Origin of the sequence: Streptomyces sulfonofaciens (assembly GCF_014656295.1) — a bacterium.
Lineage (GTDB): Bacteria > Actinomycetota > Actinomycetes > Streptomycetales > Streptomycetaceae > Streptomyces > Streptomyces sulfonofaciens.
The window spans coordinates 59,756-76,726 of the sequence record NZ_BNCD01000009.1 but is presented as its reverse complement, the minus strand read 5'-3'; the positions used below and the strand labels follow the sequence as shown (position 1 = coordinate 76,726).

The following is a 16,971-nucleotide window of genomic DNA, read 5'->3' as shown; positions in this document are numbered from 1 at the left end:
ATCCTGGGGGCGATTGGGTCACAGATAGGACCCGGAGTACATCGTGCGCCGGGGTGGCGGTGATGCACGCCCCCCGGCGCCGTCCTGATGCCGGCGGCCGGTGCCGCCTGCTCAGTCGAGGCGTTCGATGATCATGGCCATGCCCTGGCCGCCGCCCACGCACATGGTTTCCAGGCCGAACTGCTTGTCGTGGAACTGCAGGCTGTTGACGAGCGTCGCGGTGATCCTCGCGCCGGTCATGCCGAAGGGGTGCCCGACGGCGATCGCGCCGCCGTTGACGTTCAGGCGGTCGAGGTCGATGCCGAGGGCGCGGTAGGACGGGATGACCTGGGCGGCGAAGGCCTCGTTCATCTCGACGAGGTCGATGTCGCCGATGCTCAGCCCCGCGCGCTTCAGCGCCTGCCTGGACGCCTCCACGGGCCCGTAGCCCATGATCTCGGGGGAGAGCGCGGAGACGCCGGTGGAGACGATCCTGGCCAGCGGCGTCAGGCCCAGCTCCCGGGCCCGGGTGTCGCTCATGATGACGAGGGCGGCGGCGCCGTCGTTGAGCGGGCAGCAGTTGCCCGCGGTGACCAGGCCGTCAGGGCGGAAGACCGGCTTCAGACCCGCCACGCCCTCCATCGTGACCCCGGGGCGCGGGCCGTCGTCCTTGCCGACGACCGTGCCGTCGGGAAGCGTCACGGGAGTGATCTCGCGCTCCCAGAACCCCTTGGCGATGGCCTGCTCCGCGAGGTTCTGCGAACGGACCCCGAACTCGTCCATCTCCTCGCGGCTGATCCCCTTCAGCCGTGCCAGGTTCTCGGCGGTCTGGCCCATCGCGATGTAGGGGTCGGGCAGCAGGTCGTCCTCGCGGGGGTCGTGCCAGGAGGCCCCCTCGGATGCGGCGACGGCGGCGGTGCGGGCCTCGGCGTCGGCGAAGAGCGGGTTGTGCGTGTCGGGGTGGCTGTCCGAGTTGCCCTTGCTGAAGCGCGAGACCATCTCCACGCCCGCGGAGACGAAGACGTCGCCCTCGCCCGCCCTGATGGCGTGCAGGGCCATCCGGGAGGTCTGCAGGGACGAGGAGCAGTACCGGGTGATGGTGCAGCCGGGCAGGTGGTCCATGCCCATCTGCACGGCGACGATCCTGGCGAGGTTGTTGCCCTGCTCGCCGCCCGGGAGGCCGCAGCCGAGCATCAGGTCGTCGATCTCGGTGGGGTCGAGCTCGGGCACCTTGGCCAGCGCGGCCTGGATGATCGTGGCGGTCAGGTCGTCGGGGCGCAACTCCTTGAGCGACCCCTTGAAGGCGCGTCCGATGGGGGAACGGGCGGCGGAAACGATCACTGCTTCGGGCATCACGGCTCCTGGGGCGGCGGGGTGCGGGCACGACCTGCCAGGAAGTTACCCGCGCGTAGGCTCCGGGTCACGCGCCGGTGCGTGTGACTCCCACCGCACCATCCTAAGCGGTCGCTCAGCGCATTCGGGGGTTTCGGGGCGCTCCTTTCCCGGCAAGCGTGCGCCACCCGCAGCAGGACAGGGGTACGGGCGCGCCGGCTGGTGCGGCCGGTGCGCGCCCGGGACGCCGGCGTGCTCGCCCGGGAGCCGGGGAGCCCGGCACCCCGGGAGTTCGGAAGGCCGGGCGCCCGGGGTGCCGGCGGCCCGCGCCCCGTCGGTGTCCCGTCGCTGCCGGTGGACGCTTCCCCGCGGCCCTCTCAGGGGCGCGGGACACCCTCCGCAGGCGCGTCCGCCGTCTGCGGCCGCGCGGACTCCCCGGCCGGGATCCGGCGGCGCCTGCGGCGCTTGAGCAGGGCCCACGGTCCCCGGCCGCCCGTGGTGGCGGCGGCCGTGACCTCCGTGCCGCCCTCGGCCGCGGCCTCCGCGGCGGCGCGTGCCACCGGCAGGTACCCCTCGTCGCGGGCCGTGTCGGGCCGCTCCTCCTCGGGCCAGAGCCCGAGCGCGGCGCAGAGCGTCGGCAGCACCGCCATGGAGGCGGTGGCGTAGCCCTCGGCGGACGGGTGGTAGTTGTCGGGGCCGAACAGCTCCCGCGGGTTCGCGGCGAACTCCGGACCCAGCAGGTCGCCCAGCGACACCGCCCGTCCGCCCTGCTCCACCACCCCGATCGTCTGCGCCGCCGCCAACTGCCGTGAGGCCCGTCGCGCCAGCCAGCTCAGCGGCTGGTACACCGGTTCGATGGTGCCCAGGTCGGGGCAGGTGCCGACGACCACCTCGGCGCCCGCCGTACGCAGTCTGCGCACCGCCGCGGACAGGCAGCGCACCGAGCGGGTCGGCGGCATCCGGTGCGTGACGTCGTTGGCGCCGATCATCACCACGCACACGTCGGGCACCCAGGCCGGGTCGGACAGGATCTGCGTCACCTGCCGCTCCAGGTCGTCGGACCGGGCACCGGAGAGTGCGGCGTTCCGCAGGTCCACGGGGCGCTCGGCGACCGCCGCGAGCCCTGACGCGAGCAGTGCGCCGGGCGTCTGGCGCCCGCGGTGCACGCCCTGGCCCGCGGCCGTGGAGTCACCGAGCATGGCGAACCGCAGCGGATCGATGGCGGCCCCCGGGCCCGCGTAGCCCTTTCCGTACAGGCCGTCGGCACGGGGCGGCGGCATGCTGCCGCTGCCCGGCGCGATGCCCACCTGCCGCTTCGCCAGTTGCACCTCGGCGAGCAGCACGCCGACCGCCGCCACGCCGACCAATCCGATGCCGCCCCCGCCGTACGCCGCCCCCGCGGCGATCCGCCGTGCCACTCGTGCTCTGGACATTCCGCGCAGCCACCTCCTTGGAGCCGTACATCAACTCCTTGCCCCGTACGGACGGTGAGCCAATCGTGCGGAAAAGTGAACCCTCTGTGCGCGGGGCCGTAGGCTGACCGCACGACGGTCGATCCCGACCGATTCCGCCTGCCCGTCCTTCATGGAGCCCGGAGACCTCGGTGCACTTCCACGACTCGATGATCAGCCTCGTCGGCAACACCCCGCTGGTGAGGCTCAACCACGTGACCACCTCGACACAGGCCACGGTGCTGGCCAAGGTGGAGTACTTCAACCCCGGCGGCAGCGTCAAGGACCGCATCGCGCTGCGGATGATCGAGGCCGCCGAGCAGAGCGGTGCGCTGCGGCCCGGCGGCACCATCGTCGAGCCGACCAGCGGCAACACCGGCGTCGGCCTGGCGATCGTGGCCCAGCAGAAGGGCTACAGGTGCGTCTTCGTCTGCCCGGACAAGGTCTCGCTGGACAAGATCAACGTCCTGCGGGCGTACGGCGCCGAGGTCGTGGTCTGCCCCACCGCGGTCGATCCCGAGCACCCGGACTCGTACTACAACGTCTCCGACCGCCTGGTGCGCGAGACGCCCGGTGCCTGGAAGCCGAACCAGTACAGCAACCCGCACAACCCGCTGTCGCACTATCACTCGACCGGCCCGGAGCTGTGGCAGCAGACCGAGGGCAGGATCACCCACTTCGTGGCAGGTGTCGGCACCGGCGGCACCATCTCCGGCACCGGGCGCTACCTCAAGGAGGTCAGCGAGGGCCGGGTGCGGGTGATCGGCGCCGACCCGGAGGGCTCGGTGTACTCGGGAGGCTCCGGGCGGCCGTACCTGGTGGAGGGCGTCGGTGAGGACTTCTGGCCCGAGGCGTACGACCGCACCATCGCCGACGAGGTCGTCGCGGTCTCCGACAAGGACTCCTTCCAGATGACGCGCCGCCTCGCCAGGGAGGAGGGGCTGCTGGTCGGCGGTTCCTGCGGGATGGCGGTGGTCGCCGCGCTGAAGGTCGCGCAGGGCCTCGGGCCCGACGACGTGGTGGTCGTCCTGCTGCCGGACAGCGGCCGCGGCTATCTGAGCAAGATCTTCAACGACGAGTGGATGAACGACTACGGCTTCCTGGAGGAGGGCGGGGAACAGCCGCGGGTCGGCGACGTCCTGGCCCACAAGGAGGGCGCGCTCCCGTCGCTGGTCCATATGCACCCGGACGAGACGGTGGGACAGGCCATCGACGTGCTGCGGGAGTACGGCGTCTCGCAGATGCCCATCGTCAAGCCGGGCGCGGGCCATCCCGACGTGATGGCGGCCGAGGTGGTCGGCTCCGTGGTGGAGCGCGAGCTGCTCGACGCGCTGTTCGCCCAGCGCGCCGTCCTCGACGACCCGCTCGACAAGCACATGTCGCCGCCGCTGCCGCAGGTCGGCTCCGGCGAGCCGGTGGCCGACCTGATGTCGGTGCTCGGCGCCGCGGACGCGGCCATCGTGCTGGTCGAGGGCCGGCCGACCGGGGTGGTGAGCCGGCAGGACCTGCTGAGCTTCCTGGCGCAGGGAGCCGGCGCCAGGCGCTGAGGGCGCCCGGGGCTGCTCGCGGTCAACCCTGCGAGCAGCCCCGAAGGCCCGTGTACCGCCATCGGCCCGGGGAGCGGGACCCGGGGTGCGAACCGGTGGGGTGCACCTGCCCTGTCCGCACGTGGCGGGCGCCGGGCGGATGCTCCGGGGTGCCCGCGCAGGTGCCGGGGCACCGCGCCGCGGGCCCGGGCGGCCCCGGCACCCGGCCTGGCCGCGGGAAGCCGTGGTCACCCGCCTGACCTGCGGTGGGCCGCTCGGTGCCGGGCGGTGGGCGGGGTGTGGCAGAGCGGCACGGGCGACTTCGCCGAAGTGGTACGAGCGCGTCATGTCCGCGCAGCACCCGCGTAACACGGCTCCGGCAGATTGGTCGCCGTCGGCAGGGCACGGCACTCCCCACCAGGTGGGCGGGGAGACCGGGGCCGGGCCGGCACCGTACGGCGCCATGGACCTCCGGAGCGGCTCCCGGACCTCCCTGGGCGCCTAGGACGCGCAAGCCCGGCCCTGACCCGGCCCGCGTCCCCGCGGGGACCGCCGTCGTCCCGCCCCCCTTCACAAGGGGGTGCGGCGGTCCCCGCGCCATACCTTCCCGGCTCCTCGGCTCCCCAGTTCCCCAGTTCCTCGGCTCTCCGAGCGTCCGCCAGGGGCGCGGCGGGGTGGCGGCTAGCCCTCCCAGTCCGAGGACGTGCGCGTATCGCGGCCGAGCCGGGGCAGGCCGCGCAGCGTCTGGAAGGCGCTGACGCCCACGATGCCCGCCCAGCACACGAAGAGGCCCGCCAGACCGGCATTGACGACGGCTATCGCGGAGAGCGGGATGGCCAGGACCAGGGAGATCACGCCGAAGCCGAACCGCTCGCCCCAGGAGTCCCCGCTCCGCGGCGCCGAGGCCCCCCGGGCCACCACCATCTGCTGCTCGGCCATCTGGCGCCGCACACGGCGGTCGACGGCGGTGTCCAGGCGCTGCTCGACCTTTTCCAGGAACGAATCGACCAGCGCGGACTCGTACTCCTCGCCCAGATCCCTGCGGGCCCGCAGGGTCGCGTCGAGTTCCTTCTTGAGATCGGCGTCATGCGCGTCCATGACCCTTACGGTACGGAGCCGGCGGCGCACCGGCAGTGGGGCTAACCCCCCTCTTGCACTGCGGTGTCCCACACCCCGCCCCGCCCGCCTTGCCGTGGTGCATAACTCCATGCAGAGTTACCCGTGACTGAATACCGGCCGGGAGCGGGCCCGGCGCAGTGGCCGCGGGGCGACCCGGGACCCCGGGGGCGCGGCGGGCCCCGGGGCAAGGAGATCCAAGAGGACGTGATGGGCGACAGCGCGGGGCGACTGCAGGCGCTCTTCGAAGGGCACCGGCTCACGCCCACCCAGCGGCGCATCGCGCACTGCATGGTGCGGCGCGCGGCGGAGGTGCCGTTCCTGTCCAGCGTCGAGCTGGCGGAGCTGGCCGGGGTCAGCCAGCCGTCGGTGACCCGCTTCGCCGTGGCGCTCGGCTTCGACGGGTACCCGGCGCTCCGCAGGCACCTGCGCGAGGTCGCGCCCGCCCCGGCGCCCGCGGACCTGGACTCGTACAACACCTACCAGCAGGCCGTGGAGGCGGAGATCGGCAACCTCCGTCAGCTCGCCCAGGCGCTCGCGGAGCCGGGGCCGGTGGTGCGGGCCGGGCGGCTGCTGGCCGGCTCGCACCCGCTGCCCGTGCTGGGCCTGCGCGCGGCCGCGGCCCAGGCGCGCGGCTTCGCGTACTTCGCCGCCAAAGTGCACCCGGACGTGCGGCTGCTGACGGAGGGCGGCACGATGCTCGCCGACCGGATCGACATGGCGGCGCGCGCCGGCGCGAGCGCGCTGCTCTGTTTCGCGCTGCCGCGCCACCCGCGCGAGACCCTCGACGCGCTCGGCCGCGCGCGTGGGGCCGGGCTCACCGTGGTCACCGTCGCGGACAGCGCCTTCGCACCGGTGGCGAAGGCGTCCGACGTCCTGCTGCCCGCCGCCGTCGGCACCGGCCTCGCCTTCGACACGGCGTGCGCGCCGATGCTGCTCGGCCGGGTGCTGCTGGAGGCCATGTGCGATGCGCTGCCGGACGCACAGGCGCGTCTGGAGGACTTCGACGCGAGCGCCGCGGCGCGGGGCCTGTTCGTCGAGTAGGCCGTCCGCTGTCCGTCGCCCGGCCTCCCCGGCACTGTCCGCCGTCCGCCGTCCGGCCCCCGGCGCCGTCCGCCGGCGGCGCCGTCGTCTGCCGACCACCGGTCGATGCGTGCGGGCCGGCGTGACCAGCATGCGCCGGCGTGGCAGGCATGCGCCGGCGTGACAGGCATGCGCCCCGCGTGTCTCGCACGCCCGGTGCACCCCCTGCGTCCGGGTAACCCCCGCACCCCGTGCGTCCGAGGGGTGCCGCGCACCCGTTCCGATCGTCTCTCATGCCGTCCTCAGAAACACCCGCTAACCTCCCCGGCCGATCACTCCTCCCGGCCCCGGCCGGGCGGAGGCGTACCGGTGTGAGGGGCCGTGGTGGCCCGAGGTCGGCCGAGGAGGCGGGACGTGGCGCGCGGAGGGCAGGGACTGGCCCGGGTGGCGGTGGTGGTGCGGGCCGGGGCGGCGCCCCTGTGGTGGCTCGGTGTGGTGGCAGCCGGAATCGGGCTGCTGATACCGGGCCTGACGGGGCGGCGCATCGGTGTGCTCGCCGGGGCGGCGCTCTTCCTGGTGGCGGCGGCCTGCGTGGGCGGTGTCCGCAGGAAGCGGTACGCGGCACTGGCCCGCGGTGCCGTCCGCGCGGGCAGGAACGACGTGCTCCAGGACCGGCGGGTGACGGCGCGCAACTGGCGGCGCGGCCACCGCTGGTGGCTGGTGGGCGGCTTCGCCGCGGCGGTCGCCTCCGCCTTCGCGGTGCCCGCGGCCGGCGGCATGCTGCTCGCCGGGTGCGGTGCCGGGCTGTGGCTGAAGGCCCTGTGGCTGGGCCGCCGCGAGCGCCGCGAGGCGGATCTGCTGTGGGTCCGGGTCGACTGGCTCACCGAACGCACCGGCCGCCCCGCCGGCCGCCGCGTCAAGGCGTACCGCGCGACCGGCCTCGCCGCGGGGGACGCGGCACCCGGCGGCGCCCGCCGCCGCTGAGGCTCCCCCCGGGCGCCGCGCACCGCGCACCGCGCACCGTGCGCCGCCCCGCCCGACGCGCCCTCAACCTTCCGCGCGCGCCCGCAGCACCAGCCTGTTGACCCCCCAGAGCACGACGCCGACGACCACCAGGACCCCCGCGCGGACGTACACGTCGAGGGGGCGGTCCGCGAGCGGACTGGCGAGGACGAGCGCGGTGACGGCGCCGAGCACCGGCAGTGCCGTCGGCGCCCGGAAGTGCTCGTGTGCGACGCGGTCGCGGCGCAGTACCAGTACGCAGACGTTGACCACCGCGAAGACGCACAGCAGCAGGAACGCCGTCGTGTCGCCGAGCCCCTCGATCTCACCGGTGCAGACCAGCCCGACGGCGAGCAGCGAGACGAAGACGATGCCGACGACGGGGGTGCGGCGGCGGGGCAGGACGCGCCCCATGGCGCGGGGCAGGATCCGCTCGTTCGCCATGCCGTAGCAGAGCCGCGAGGCCATCATGATGTTGATCAGCGCGCTGTTGCTGACCGCGAACAGCGCGATCACCGCGAAGAGCTTGTGCGGGAAGTCGATGCCGCCCGCCTTCACCACCTCCAGCAGCGGGCCGCTCGAACCCTCCAGGGTGCGGTGGTCGACCAGCAGCGAGGAGACCAGGGCGACCAGCACGTAGATGGTGCCGGTGACGGCGACCCCGATGAAGACGGCACGCGGAAAGGTGCGCACAGGATCCTGCGTCTCCTCGGCCATGTTGACGGAGTCCTCGAAGCCGACGAAGGCGAAGAAGCCGAGGGCCGTGGCCCCGAGCACACCGCTGAACAGCGCGTACCCCGTGCCGTTCGCCTCGAAGTCGGTCAGCCGCGAGGGCTCGCCGGCACCGGTGAACACCGCGTAGGCGCCGATCGCGAGGACGATCAGCAGACCCGTCAGCTCGACCAGTGTCAGCACCACGTTCGCCTTGACGGACTCCGCGACGCCGCGCAGGTTGAGCGCGGCGAGCAGCAGGACGAAGAGGATCGCGACCAGGGTGGGCGGCACGGCGCCGCCGGTCAGCTCGCCCAGGTAGTCGCCGCCGAAGGCGCGGGCGGCCGCGCTCGCCGACGACAGGCCGGAGCACATCACCATGAAGGCGACGATGAAGGTGACGAACGGCAGCCCGAACGCCTTCTGCGTGTAGAGCGCCGCACCCGCCGCCTTCGGGTACTTGCCGACCAGCTCCACGTACGAGGCCGCCGTGAGGACGGCGACGACGAAGCCGATCGCGAACGGCACCCACAGGGCGCCGCCGACCTTCCCGGCGACCTTGCCCGTGGTCGCGTAGATGCCGGTGCCGAGGATGTCGCCGACCACGAAGAGGATCAGCAGCCTGGGGCCGATGGCACGCTTGAGCGCACCTTCCTCGGCGTTCGCCGTTCCGGTGGACGTTCGCGCGGTGGACAAGGCAGCCTCCCGGACCTCTCGACGGCTCCCGGTCGGCCGTGCACGGCCGACCGGGACGCCGACCAGGTGTGAAGGTGTGGATGCCCTCTCCCCGGGGGCGGAATGCCTGCTGCCGCCCGCGTACCCGCCTTCGGGTGGCCTCAGAGGCCGCGGACGAGTGACGCGGCGTGCGCGCCGCCCGACTCGGCCACGATCTCCTCGGTGGTCTGGGCGGGGCGCACCACGGCGAACCGCACGTCGGCCCCGGCCCCGTCGGCCCCATCGGCAATGGCTGCCCCATCGGGCCCGTCGGCCCCGTCCGTCCCCTGCGCCCCGTACGCCTCGTCCACCGCGAAGCCGAACACCGCAGGACGCGGCAGCGAGTTGTACGCGTAGTGGTGCGCGAAGTAGTAGGCGCCGGTGTCCAGTACGGCGGCGTAGTCGCCGGGGCGGAGCAGCGGCATGGCCCGGTCCCGGGCGAGCAGGTCACCCGCGAAGCACGCGGGCCCCGCGACGTCCTGGACCACCTCGTCGCCCGTCCTCGGCCGGCCCCCGGCGTCGTACCCGGCGATCCTCAGCGGCCAGGACTCCGGTGCGTAGACGGTGCGGGCGGCGATCTGCACGCCCGCGTGGGTGACGGCGATCGGGCGGCCCCCGGAGGTCTTGGTGTACTCCACCCGGGCCAGCACGGTGCCGTGCTTGGCGAGCAGCGACCGGCCGAACTCGGTCACGAGGCCGTACCGTCCGTCGAAGAGCCCCGGCACCCGGTCGGCGAGCAGCCGGGCGTACTCCGTGTAGGTCGGGGTCTGCTCGTCGGAGGAGAAGTTCACCGGCAGGCCGCCGCCGATGTCGATGCTGTCGATCTGCTGCCGCCCGGCCCTGGCGTTGATCTCCTCCGCCAGCTCGTAGGTGGCCGCAAGGCCCTGGGCGATCAGTTCGAGGGGGACGCCCTGGGAGCCCGAGTGGGTGTGCAGCCGGGTCAGCCAGGGCCTCTCCAGGTAGGCGCGGACCACCCACGCGCGGGCGCCCTCGTCGCGCAGGGCGACTCCGAACTTGGAGGTGGCCGTGGCCGTCGAGAGCGCCTCGATGGTGCCGCCGCCGATCTGCGGGTTCACCCGGATGCCGAGCGGGGCACCGGCGCCGCGGGCCGTGGCGCCCGCCGTGCCGTCCCCGGGCCCGGAAGCGGCCACCAGGGCGTCGAGCCGGGCCAGCTCCTGGGCGTTGTCCGCGTTGACGGCGATGCCCAGCGCCAGGGCCTGGCGCAGCTCTCCGGGCGTCTTGGCGGGGGAGTCGAGCACGGTGTCCGCGGCCGGGATGCCGGCGGCGCGGGACAGGGCCAGCTCACCGGCGCTCGCCACCTCCGCGCCGAGGCCCGCGTCGCGCAGCAGCCGCAGCACGGGGACCAGCGGTGCGGCCTTCACCGCGAAGGCGTGCAGCACGGGTGTGCCGGGTGCGGCCACCGCGGCGAACGCCTCCCGCAGCAGGGCCGCGGACTCGCGGATCCCGGCGACGTCGAGCAGCGCCACGATCGGGGTTTCCGGTCCCACCAGGCCCTGCGCCACGGCCGCCCGGACGGCGGCGTCACGGCGCATCGCGGGGTCCCCCGGCGCGCAACCGGCTCCCACGGGTGTGCGCCGCACCACAGGGGCGGCGCGGCGCGCGCCCGAGCCGGGGAGCGGCTCGGAGCCGGAGTGCCGCCCGGGACCCGAGTGCCGTCCGGGACCGGTGGCGAAGCCGCCCGGCGCCGCGTGATCCGGATCGCCGCCGCCCGAGGTCCCGGTGCCCGGCCGCGGTGCCGGATGCCCGGCGACCGCCGGGCGCGGGGCCGTCTGCTCGTCCTCGTGTATGTCGTCCATAGGCCCCGGTCCGTCCGTTCCGCGGTGCTTCGCGTGCGCCCCGTCGAGGGCACGCGGCCACCGCCCGTCCACTGGTCCGCGCCGTCCGCCGCGGCCGGGGGCCGCGCCGTGTGCCGCGGTCGGTCCACGCCGTGCGCTGCGGTGGAGCCAACGCTCTGGGTCCCCCGCTGTGTTCCAGCCAACCACTACGGACGGCGGGCCGCGTCCGGGGGCCGGTCGGCCGACGGCGGCGGGGTCCGTGCCGCGCCTGGCGCACAGCGACTTGTTGACTAGTTCTATTCAGAGGATCAGGATGTGAATAACGACCCCAACGGTCCGCGAGGAGGCACACCATGGCAGGACCCCGTCCCGTACGAGCCCCGCGCGGCACCGGGCTGACCGCCCTGGGCTGGCCGCAGGAAGCCGCCCTGCGCATGCTCCAGAACAACCTCGACCCCGAGGTCGCCGAGCACCCCGAGCGGCTGGTCGTCTACGGAGGCACCGGCAAGGCCGCCCGCGACTGGCGCTCCTTCGACGCCATGGTGCGCACCCTTGAGACGCTCAAGGGCGACGAGACGATGCTGGTGCAGTCGGGACGCCCCGTCGGTGTGCTCACCACCCATGAATGGGCGCCGCGCGTGCTCATCGCCAACTCCAACCTGGTCGGCGACTGGGCCACCTGGGAGGAGTTCCGCCGCCTGGAGGCGCTGGGGCTGACGATGTACGGGCAGATGACTGCCGGGTCCTGGATCTACATCGGCACACAGGGCATCCTCCAGGGCACCTACGAGACCTTCGCCGCGGTCGCCGCGAAGCGGTTCGGCGGCTCGCTCGCCGGGACGATCACGCTCACCGCCGGACTCGGCGGCATGGGCGGCGCCCAGCCGCTCGCCGTCACCATGAACGACGGCGTCGCCATCTGCATCGACTGCGACCCGCGTGCCATCGAGCGCCGCATCGAGCACCGCTACCTGGACGTGCGCGCCGACTCGCCGGCCGAGGCGCTGCGGCTCGCCGTCGAGGCGCGCGACGCGCGCCGGCCGCTCTCCATCGGCCTGCTGGGCAACGCCGCCGAGCTGCTGCCGCGGCTACTCGCCGAGGGCGCGCCCATCGACATCGTGACCGACCAGACCAGCGCCCACGACCCGCTCGCGTACCTGCCGCTCGGCATGGCCTTCGAGGACATGGCCGGCTACGCGGCCGAGAAGCCCGCCGACTTCACCCAGCGCGCCCGCGAGTCGATGGCCCGGCACGTGGAGGCCATGGTCGGCTTCAAGGACGCGGGTGCGGAGGTCTTCGACTACGGCAACTCCATCCGCGGTGAGGCCAAGCTCGCCGGCTACGAGCGCGCCTTCGACTTCCCCGGGTTCGTGCCCGCGTACATCCGGCCGCTGTTCTGCGAGGGCAAGGGCCCCTTCCGGTGGGCGGCGCTGTCCGGCGACCCGAAGGACATCGCGGCCACCGACCGCGCCATCCTCGACCTCTTCCCGGAGAACGAGTCGCTGGCCCGCTGGATCAGGCTGGCCGGTGAGCGCGTCCACTTCCAGGGGCTGCCGGCCCGGATCTGCTGGCTCGGGTACGGCGAGCGGGACCGCGCGGGCGAGCGGTTCAACGACATGGTGGCCAGCGGTGAGCTGTCGGCGCCGCTCGCCATCGGCCGCGACCACCTGGACACCGGCTCGGTGGCGTCCCCGTACCGCGAGACCGAGGGCATGCGCGACGGCTCCGACGCGATCGCCGACTGGCCGCTGCTCAACGCCATGGTGAACGTGGCCTCGGGCGCGTCCTGGGTCTCCGTCCACCACGGCGGCGGGGTCGGCATGGGCCGTTCGCTGCACGCGGGCCAGGTGACCGTCGCGGACGGCACCGCCCTCGCCGGCGAGAAGATCCGCCGGGTGCTGACCAACGACCCCGGGACCGGTGTCATCCGCCACGTCGACGCGGGCTACGAGACGGCGGAGGCGGTGGCCGAAGCGCGCGGGGTGCGGGTGCCGATGCGGGAGGAGCGGTGACCGCCGTCCCACCGCCGGGCGGCCGACCGGCTCCCGGGCCCCGGTCTTCCGGCACCCCCGCCCCCGGCACCCCCGCCCCCGGCACCCCCGCCGCGGCCCCGGACTCCCCGGCGGGAGGCGGCGCCGCGCCGCGGGGGCACGGGAGGGCGGACGGCCCGGGCACCGGAGCACGGCCCGAGCCCGCGTGGAGCGGCGGCGACGACCCCGCGTTCCGCGAGATGTGGCGGGACCTCGCCCCCGTCGGCCGGGCCGCGGCGAGCGGCGGGTACCGCAGGTACGCCTGGACCGCGGCGGACGGTGACTGCCGGGCCTGGTTCCGGGCGCAGGCCGGAGCGCGGGGACTCGCCTACGAGGAGGACCGGAACGGCAACCAGTGGGCCTGGCTCGGCGACCCCGCAGCAGGCGGCGCCGTGGTGACCGGTTCCCACCTGGACTCCGTCCCGGACGGCGGCCCCTTCGACGGCCCGCTCGGCGTCGTCTCCGCGTTCGCGGCCCTGGACGCCCTGCGCTCCTCGGGCGCACCCCTCACCCGCCCGCTGGGCATCGTCAACTTCGGTGACGAGGAGGGCGCCCGCTTCGGCGTGGCCTGCGTCGGCTCCCGCCTCACCGCGGGCCGCCTCACCCGCGAGCAGGCGTACGGGCTCAGGGACGCGGACGGCGTCGGCCTCCCGGAGGCGATGACGACGGCCGGCCACGACCCGGAGGTCATCGGCCCGGACCCGGACCGGCTGGCCCGCATCGACGCGTTCGTCGAACTGCACGTGGAACAGGGCCGCGCCCTGGACCTGACCGGCGACCCGGTGGGCATCGCCTCCGCCATCTGGCCGCACGGCCGCTGGCGCTTCGACTTCCGCGGCGAGGCCAACCACGCGGGCACCACCCGGCTGGCCGACCGCCGCGACCCGATGCTGACGTACGCGGAGACCGTGCTCGCCGCCCGCCGCGAGGCGGAGCTGGCCGGGGCGCTGGCCACCTTCGGCAAGGTGGCCGTGGAGCCGAACGGCGTCAACGCCATCCCCTCCGCGGTGCACGGCTGGCTGGATTCCCGCGCACCCGACCAGGCGACCCTGGACGGTGTCGTCGCGGCCGTCGAGCAGGCCGCGCGCGAGTACGCGCGGCGACACGGCACCACGCTGGACGTGGTCCGCGAATCGGCCACCGGACTCGTCGAGTTCGGCCATGCGCTGCGCGACGAGATCGGGCGCATCCTGTCGGGCGGCACGGCCGGCGGCGGCACGGACCCCGGTGCCGCGGCCGGGGCGCCGCGGTGGGCGGGCGCGGACGGCGGGGGCCGGGCCGTGCCCGTGCTGCCCACCGGCGCGGGACACGACGCCGGAATCCTCTCCGGGGCCGTCCCCACCGCCATGCTGTTCGTACGCAACCCCACCGGCGTCTCGCACTCCCCGGCCGAGCACGCCAGGGAGGAGGACTGCCTCGCCGGGGTGCGGGCCCTGGCCGGCGTCCTGCGCGGGCTCGCACAGGACGGGCGGGACCGGCACGCCGGAGCCCCGGCCGGGTGACGGCGGGGGACGGCACGGGGCAGGACCACGACGCGGCACGCCGCACCGACGAGGGACCACAGGTGACCACGGACACGACCACGTACTGGCTGGAGTACGCCTGGCTGGCAACGCACGTCGAACCGGCCGTCGCGGTCGACGTCCGCGACGGCCGGATCACCGCGGTGCGCACCGGGGTGGCGGCCCCGCCGGCGGGTGCGGAACCACTGCGCGGCCTGACCGTCCCCGGCCTCGCCAACGCCCACAGCCACGCCTTCCACCGGGCCCTGCGCGGCACCGTGCAGGTGGGCACCGGCACCTTCTGGACCTGGCGCGAGCTCATGTACTCGGTCGCCGACCGGCTCACCCCGGACACCTACCACCGCCTCGCCAGGGCCGTCTACGCGGAGATGGCGCTCGCCGGGATCACCGCCGTGGGCGAGTTCCACTACCTGCACCACGCGCCGGGCGGCCGGCCCTACGCGGAGCCCAACGCCATGGGCGAGGCCCTGATCGCCGCGGCGGCGGAGGCCGGGATCCGGATCACGCTGCTGGACGCGGCCTACCTCTCCGCCGGCTTCGGCGCCCCGCCCGACGTGCACCAGTTGCGCTTCTGCGACGGCACGGCCGAGGCATGGGCCGAGCGTGCCTCGGCGCTGGAGGACCGCCCGCACGCACGGATCGGCGCGGCCGTGCACTCCGTGCGCGCGGTGCCCGCCGACCAGTTGGGCACCGTCGCCGACTGGGCGCGCGCCCGCGGTGCCGTGCTGCACGTGCACGTCTCGGAGCAGACCAGGGAGAACGACGACTGCCGCGCCGCACACGGCTGCACCCCCGCACGGCTGCTGGCCGACCACGGCGTGCTCGGGCCCCGTACGACCGGCGTGCACCACACCCACCTCACCGAGGACGACATCCGGCTGATCGGCGCCTCCCGCACCGGCACCTGTATGTGCCCCACCACGGAGCGGGACCTCGCGGACGGCATCGGGCCCGCGGCCGAACTGCAGCGCGCGGGCAGCACGCTCTCGCTGGGCACGGACAGCCATGCCGTCATCGACCTGCTCGAAGAGGCACGCGCGATGGAGCTGGACGAGCGGCTGCGCACCCGGCGGCGCGGCCACTGGACAGCCGCGGCGCTGCTGCGGGCCGCCACCGCGGACGGCCACGCGGCACTGGGCTGGCCGGACGCGGGCACCATCGAACCGGGCGCCTGCGCGGACTTCGCGACGGTGGCCCTGGACTCGGTGCGCACCGCGGGCGCGCCGGCCAGGATGGGCGCGGAGATCGCCGTCTTCGCGGGCACCGGCGCCGACATCCGGCACACGGTGGTGGCGGGCCGCCACGTCGTACGCGACGGGGCGCACACGCTGGTGCCGGACGTTCCCGCGGCCCTGACCGATGCCATCGCCGCGCTGAGCGCCTGAGCGGCCCGGCCGGCCGCACCCCGTCCCGCCCGGAGGGCACGCAAGCGTACGGAAAGGACCCCATGACCAGCCCGCAGAACACCCCCGCAGCCCCCGGCCCCGCCGCCGCGCCGGACCCCGCGGGCACCCGTGCCCCGACCGCCCCGGCCCCCGGCCTGCCGCTCGGCGGCACGGCCGCCGCGGCGGAGGGTACCGGCGCCACCGCGGGCAGCACCGCCGTCACCGGCATCGCCGCCCTCGTCACCAACGACCCGGCCCTGGGCGACGGCTCACGCCTCGGCCTGATCAGGGACGCGGCCGTCGTCATCGACGGCGGCCGCATCGCCTGGGTCGGTGAGAGCGCCGCCGCGCCCGCCGCCGACCACCGTGTCGACGCGCAGGGCAGGGCCGCCCTGCCCGGTTTCGTGGACTCCCACTCCCACCTCGTCTTCGCGGGCGACCGCACCGAGGAGTTCAACGCCCGGATGTCGGGCCGCCCGTACACCGCGGGAGGCATCCGCACCACCGTGGCGGCCACCCGCGCCGCCGGGGACGGGGCGCTGGAGGCGACCCTCGTCCGGCATCTGCGGGAGGCCCTGCGCCAGGGGACCACCACCTTCGAGACCAAGTCGGGCTACGGCCTGACCGCGCACGACGAGGAGCGCGCCCTGCGCATCGCCGCACGGCACACCGAGGAGGTGACGTTCCTCGGCGCGCACATCGTGCCGCCCGAGTACGCCGGCGACCCGGACGGCTACGTCTCGCTGGTGACCGGCGAGATGCTCGACGCCTGCGCCCCGCACGCCCGCTGGATCGACGTCTTCTGCGAGCGCGGGGCCTTCGACGCCGACCAGGCACGCGCCGTGCTCACCGCGGGCCGCGCCAGGGGCCTGGTGCCCCGGGTGCACGCCAACCAGCTCACCGCGGGGCCGGGCGTCCGCCTGGCCGTGGAGCTCGGCGCGGCCAGCGCGGACCACTGCACCCACCTGAGCGAGGAGGACGTGGCGGCGCTGGCGTCCGGCGACACGGTGGCCACGCTGCTGCCCGGCGCGGAGTTCTCCACCCGGGGCGCGTGGCCGAACGCCCGGCGGCTGCTGGACGCGGGCGCCACCGTCGCGCTGTCCACGGACTGCAATCCGGGCTCGTCGTTCACGTCCTCGGTGCCGTTCTGCATCGCCCTTGCCGTACGGGACATGGGGATGACGCCCGACGAGGCGGTCTGGTCCGCCACGGCGGGCGGCGCCGCGGCCCTGCGCCGCACCGACATCGGCCGGATCACACCGGGCGCCCGCGCCGACCTGGTGCTGCTGGACGCGCCCAGCCATGTGCACCTGGCCTACCGGCCCGGGGTGCCGCTGGTGTCCGCGGTGTGGCAGGCGGGTACGCGGATGTACTAGGCGTACG

At 74.9% G+C, this 16,971-nt stretch carries 12 protein-coding genes; 7 read left to right on the top strand and 5 right to left on the bottom strand.

All coding sequences use genetic code 11. The annotated features are described in order from the left end of the window. Nucleotides 1-111 precede the first annotated feature (111 nt). Nucleotides 112-1,332 carry an acetyl-CoA C-acetyltransferase gene (locus IE313_RS16465; protein ID WP_189932807.1) on the bottom strand — a complete coding sequence of 407 codons (1,221 nt, stop codon included), beginning with the start codon at nt 1,330-1,332 and terminating at the stop codon, nt 112-114. A gap of 356 nt (nt 1,333-1,688) precedes the next feature. Further along, nucleotides 1,689-2,744, bottom strand: coding sequence for an SGNH/GDSL hydrolase family protein (locus IE313_RS16460; protein ID WP_189932805.1), 1,056 nt, complete (start codon nt 2,742-2,744; stop codon nt 1,689-1,691). Between the two features lie 170 nt (nt 2,745-2,914). On the opposite strand from IE313_RS16460, the gene IE313_RS16455 reads away from it, so the two are divergent. Further along, nucleotides 2,915-4,309 carry a cystathionine beta-synthase gene (locus IE313_RS16455; protein ID WP_189932803.1) on the top strand — a complete coding sequence of 465 codons (1,395 nt, stop codon included), beginning with the start codon at nt 2,915-2,917 and terminating at the stop codon, nt 4,307-4,309. 660 nt (nt 4,310-4,969) lie between these two features. On the opposite strand, the gene IE313_RS16450 is transcribed toward IE313_RS16455, so the two are convergent. Further along, nucleotides 4,970-5,386: a hypothetical protein gene (locus tag IE313_RS16450; RefSeq protein WP_189932801.1), complete on the bottom strand. Its 417-nt coding sequence runs from the start codon at nt 5,384-5,386 to the stop codon at nt 4,970-4,972. A gap of 228 nt (nt 5,387-5,614) precedes the next feature. On the opposite strand from IE313_RS16450, the gene IE313_RS16445 reads away from it, so the two are divergent. Beyond that, nucleotides 5,615-6,448: a MurR/RpiR family transcriptional regulator gene (locus tag IE313_RS16445; RefSeq protein WP_189933115.1), complete on the top strand. Its 834-nt coding sequence runs from the start codon at nt 5,615-5,617 to the stop codon at nt 6,446-6,448. A 393-nt stretch (nt 6,449-6,841) separates the two neighbouring features. After that, the gene (locus IE313_RS16440) at nt 6,842-7,411 is read left to right on the top strand and encodes a hypothetical protein (RefSeq protein ID WP_189932799.1); all 570 of its coding nucleotides are present in this window, start codon (nt 6,842-6,844) and stop codon (nt 7,409-7,411) included. Between the two features lie 63 nt (nt 7,412-7,474). On the opposite strand, the gene IE313_RS16435 is transcribed toward IE313_RS16440, so the two are convergent. Beyond that, nucleotides 7,475-8,836, bottom strand: a complete 1,362-nt coding sequence (locus IE313_RS16435; protein ID WP_189932797.1) for an APC family permease — start codon at nt 8,834-8,836, stop codon at nt 7,475-7,477. Between the two features lie 140 nt (nt 8,837-8,976). Beyond that, on the bottom strand, nt 8,977-10,407 hold the full coding sequence (locus IE313_RS16430; protein ID WP_189933113.1) for a type III PLP-dependent enzyme domain-containing protein: 1,431 nt from the start codon (nt 10,405-10,407) through the stop codon (nt 8,977-8,979). A gap of 596 nt (nt 10,408-11,003) precedes the next feature. Between IE313_RS16430 and hutU the strand changes: the two genes are divergently transcribed. From hutU to hutI, 4 genes are all read left to right on the top strand, one after another. Beyond that, nucleotides 11,004-12,662, top strand: coding sequence for a urocanate hydratase (hutU, locus tag IE313_RS16425; RefSeq protein ID WP_189932795.1), 1,659 nt, complete (start codon nt 11,004-11,006; stop codon nt 12,660-12,662). A gap of 218 nt (nt 12,663-12,880) precedes the next feature. Next, nucleotides 12,881-14,182, top strand: a complete 1,302-nt coding sequence (locus IE313_RS16420; protein ID WP_189933111.1) for an allantoate amidohydrolase — start codon at nt 12,881-12,883, stop codon at nt 14,180-14,182. 62 nt (nt 14,183-14,244) lie between these two features. Then, nucleotides 14,245-15,588: a formimidoylglutamate deiminase gene (locus IE313_RS16415; protein ID WP_189933109.1), complete on the top strand. Its 1,344-nt coding sequence runs from the start codon at nt 14,245-14,247 to the stop codon at nt 15,586-15,588. A 62-nt stretch (nt 15,589-15,650) separates the two neighbouring features. Then, the gene (hutI, locus tag IE313_RS16410) at nt 15,651-16,964 is read left to right on the top strand and encodes an imidazolonepropionase (protein WP_189932793.1); all 1,314 of its coding nucleotides are present in this window, start codon (nt 15,651-15,653) and stop codon (nt 16,962-16,964) included. Nucleotides 16,965-16,971: the final 7 nt, after the last annotated feature.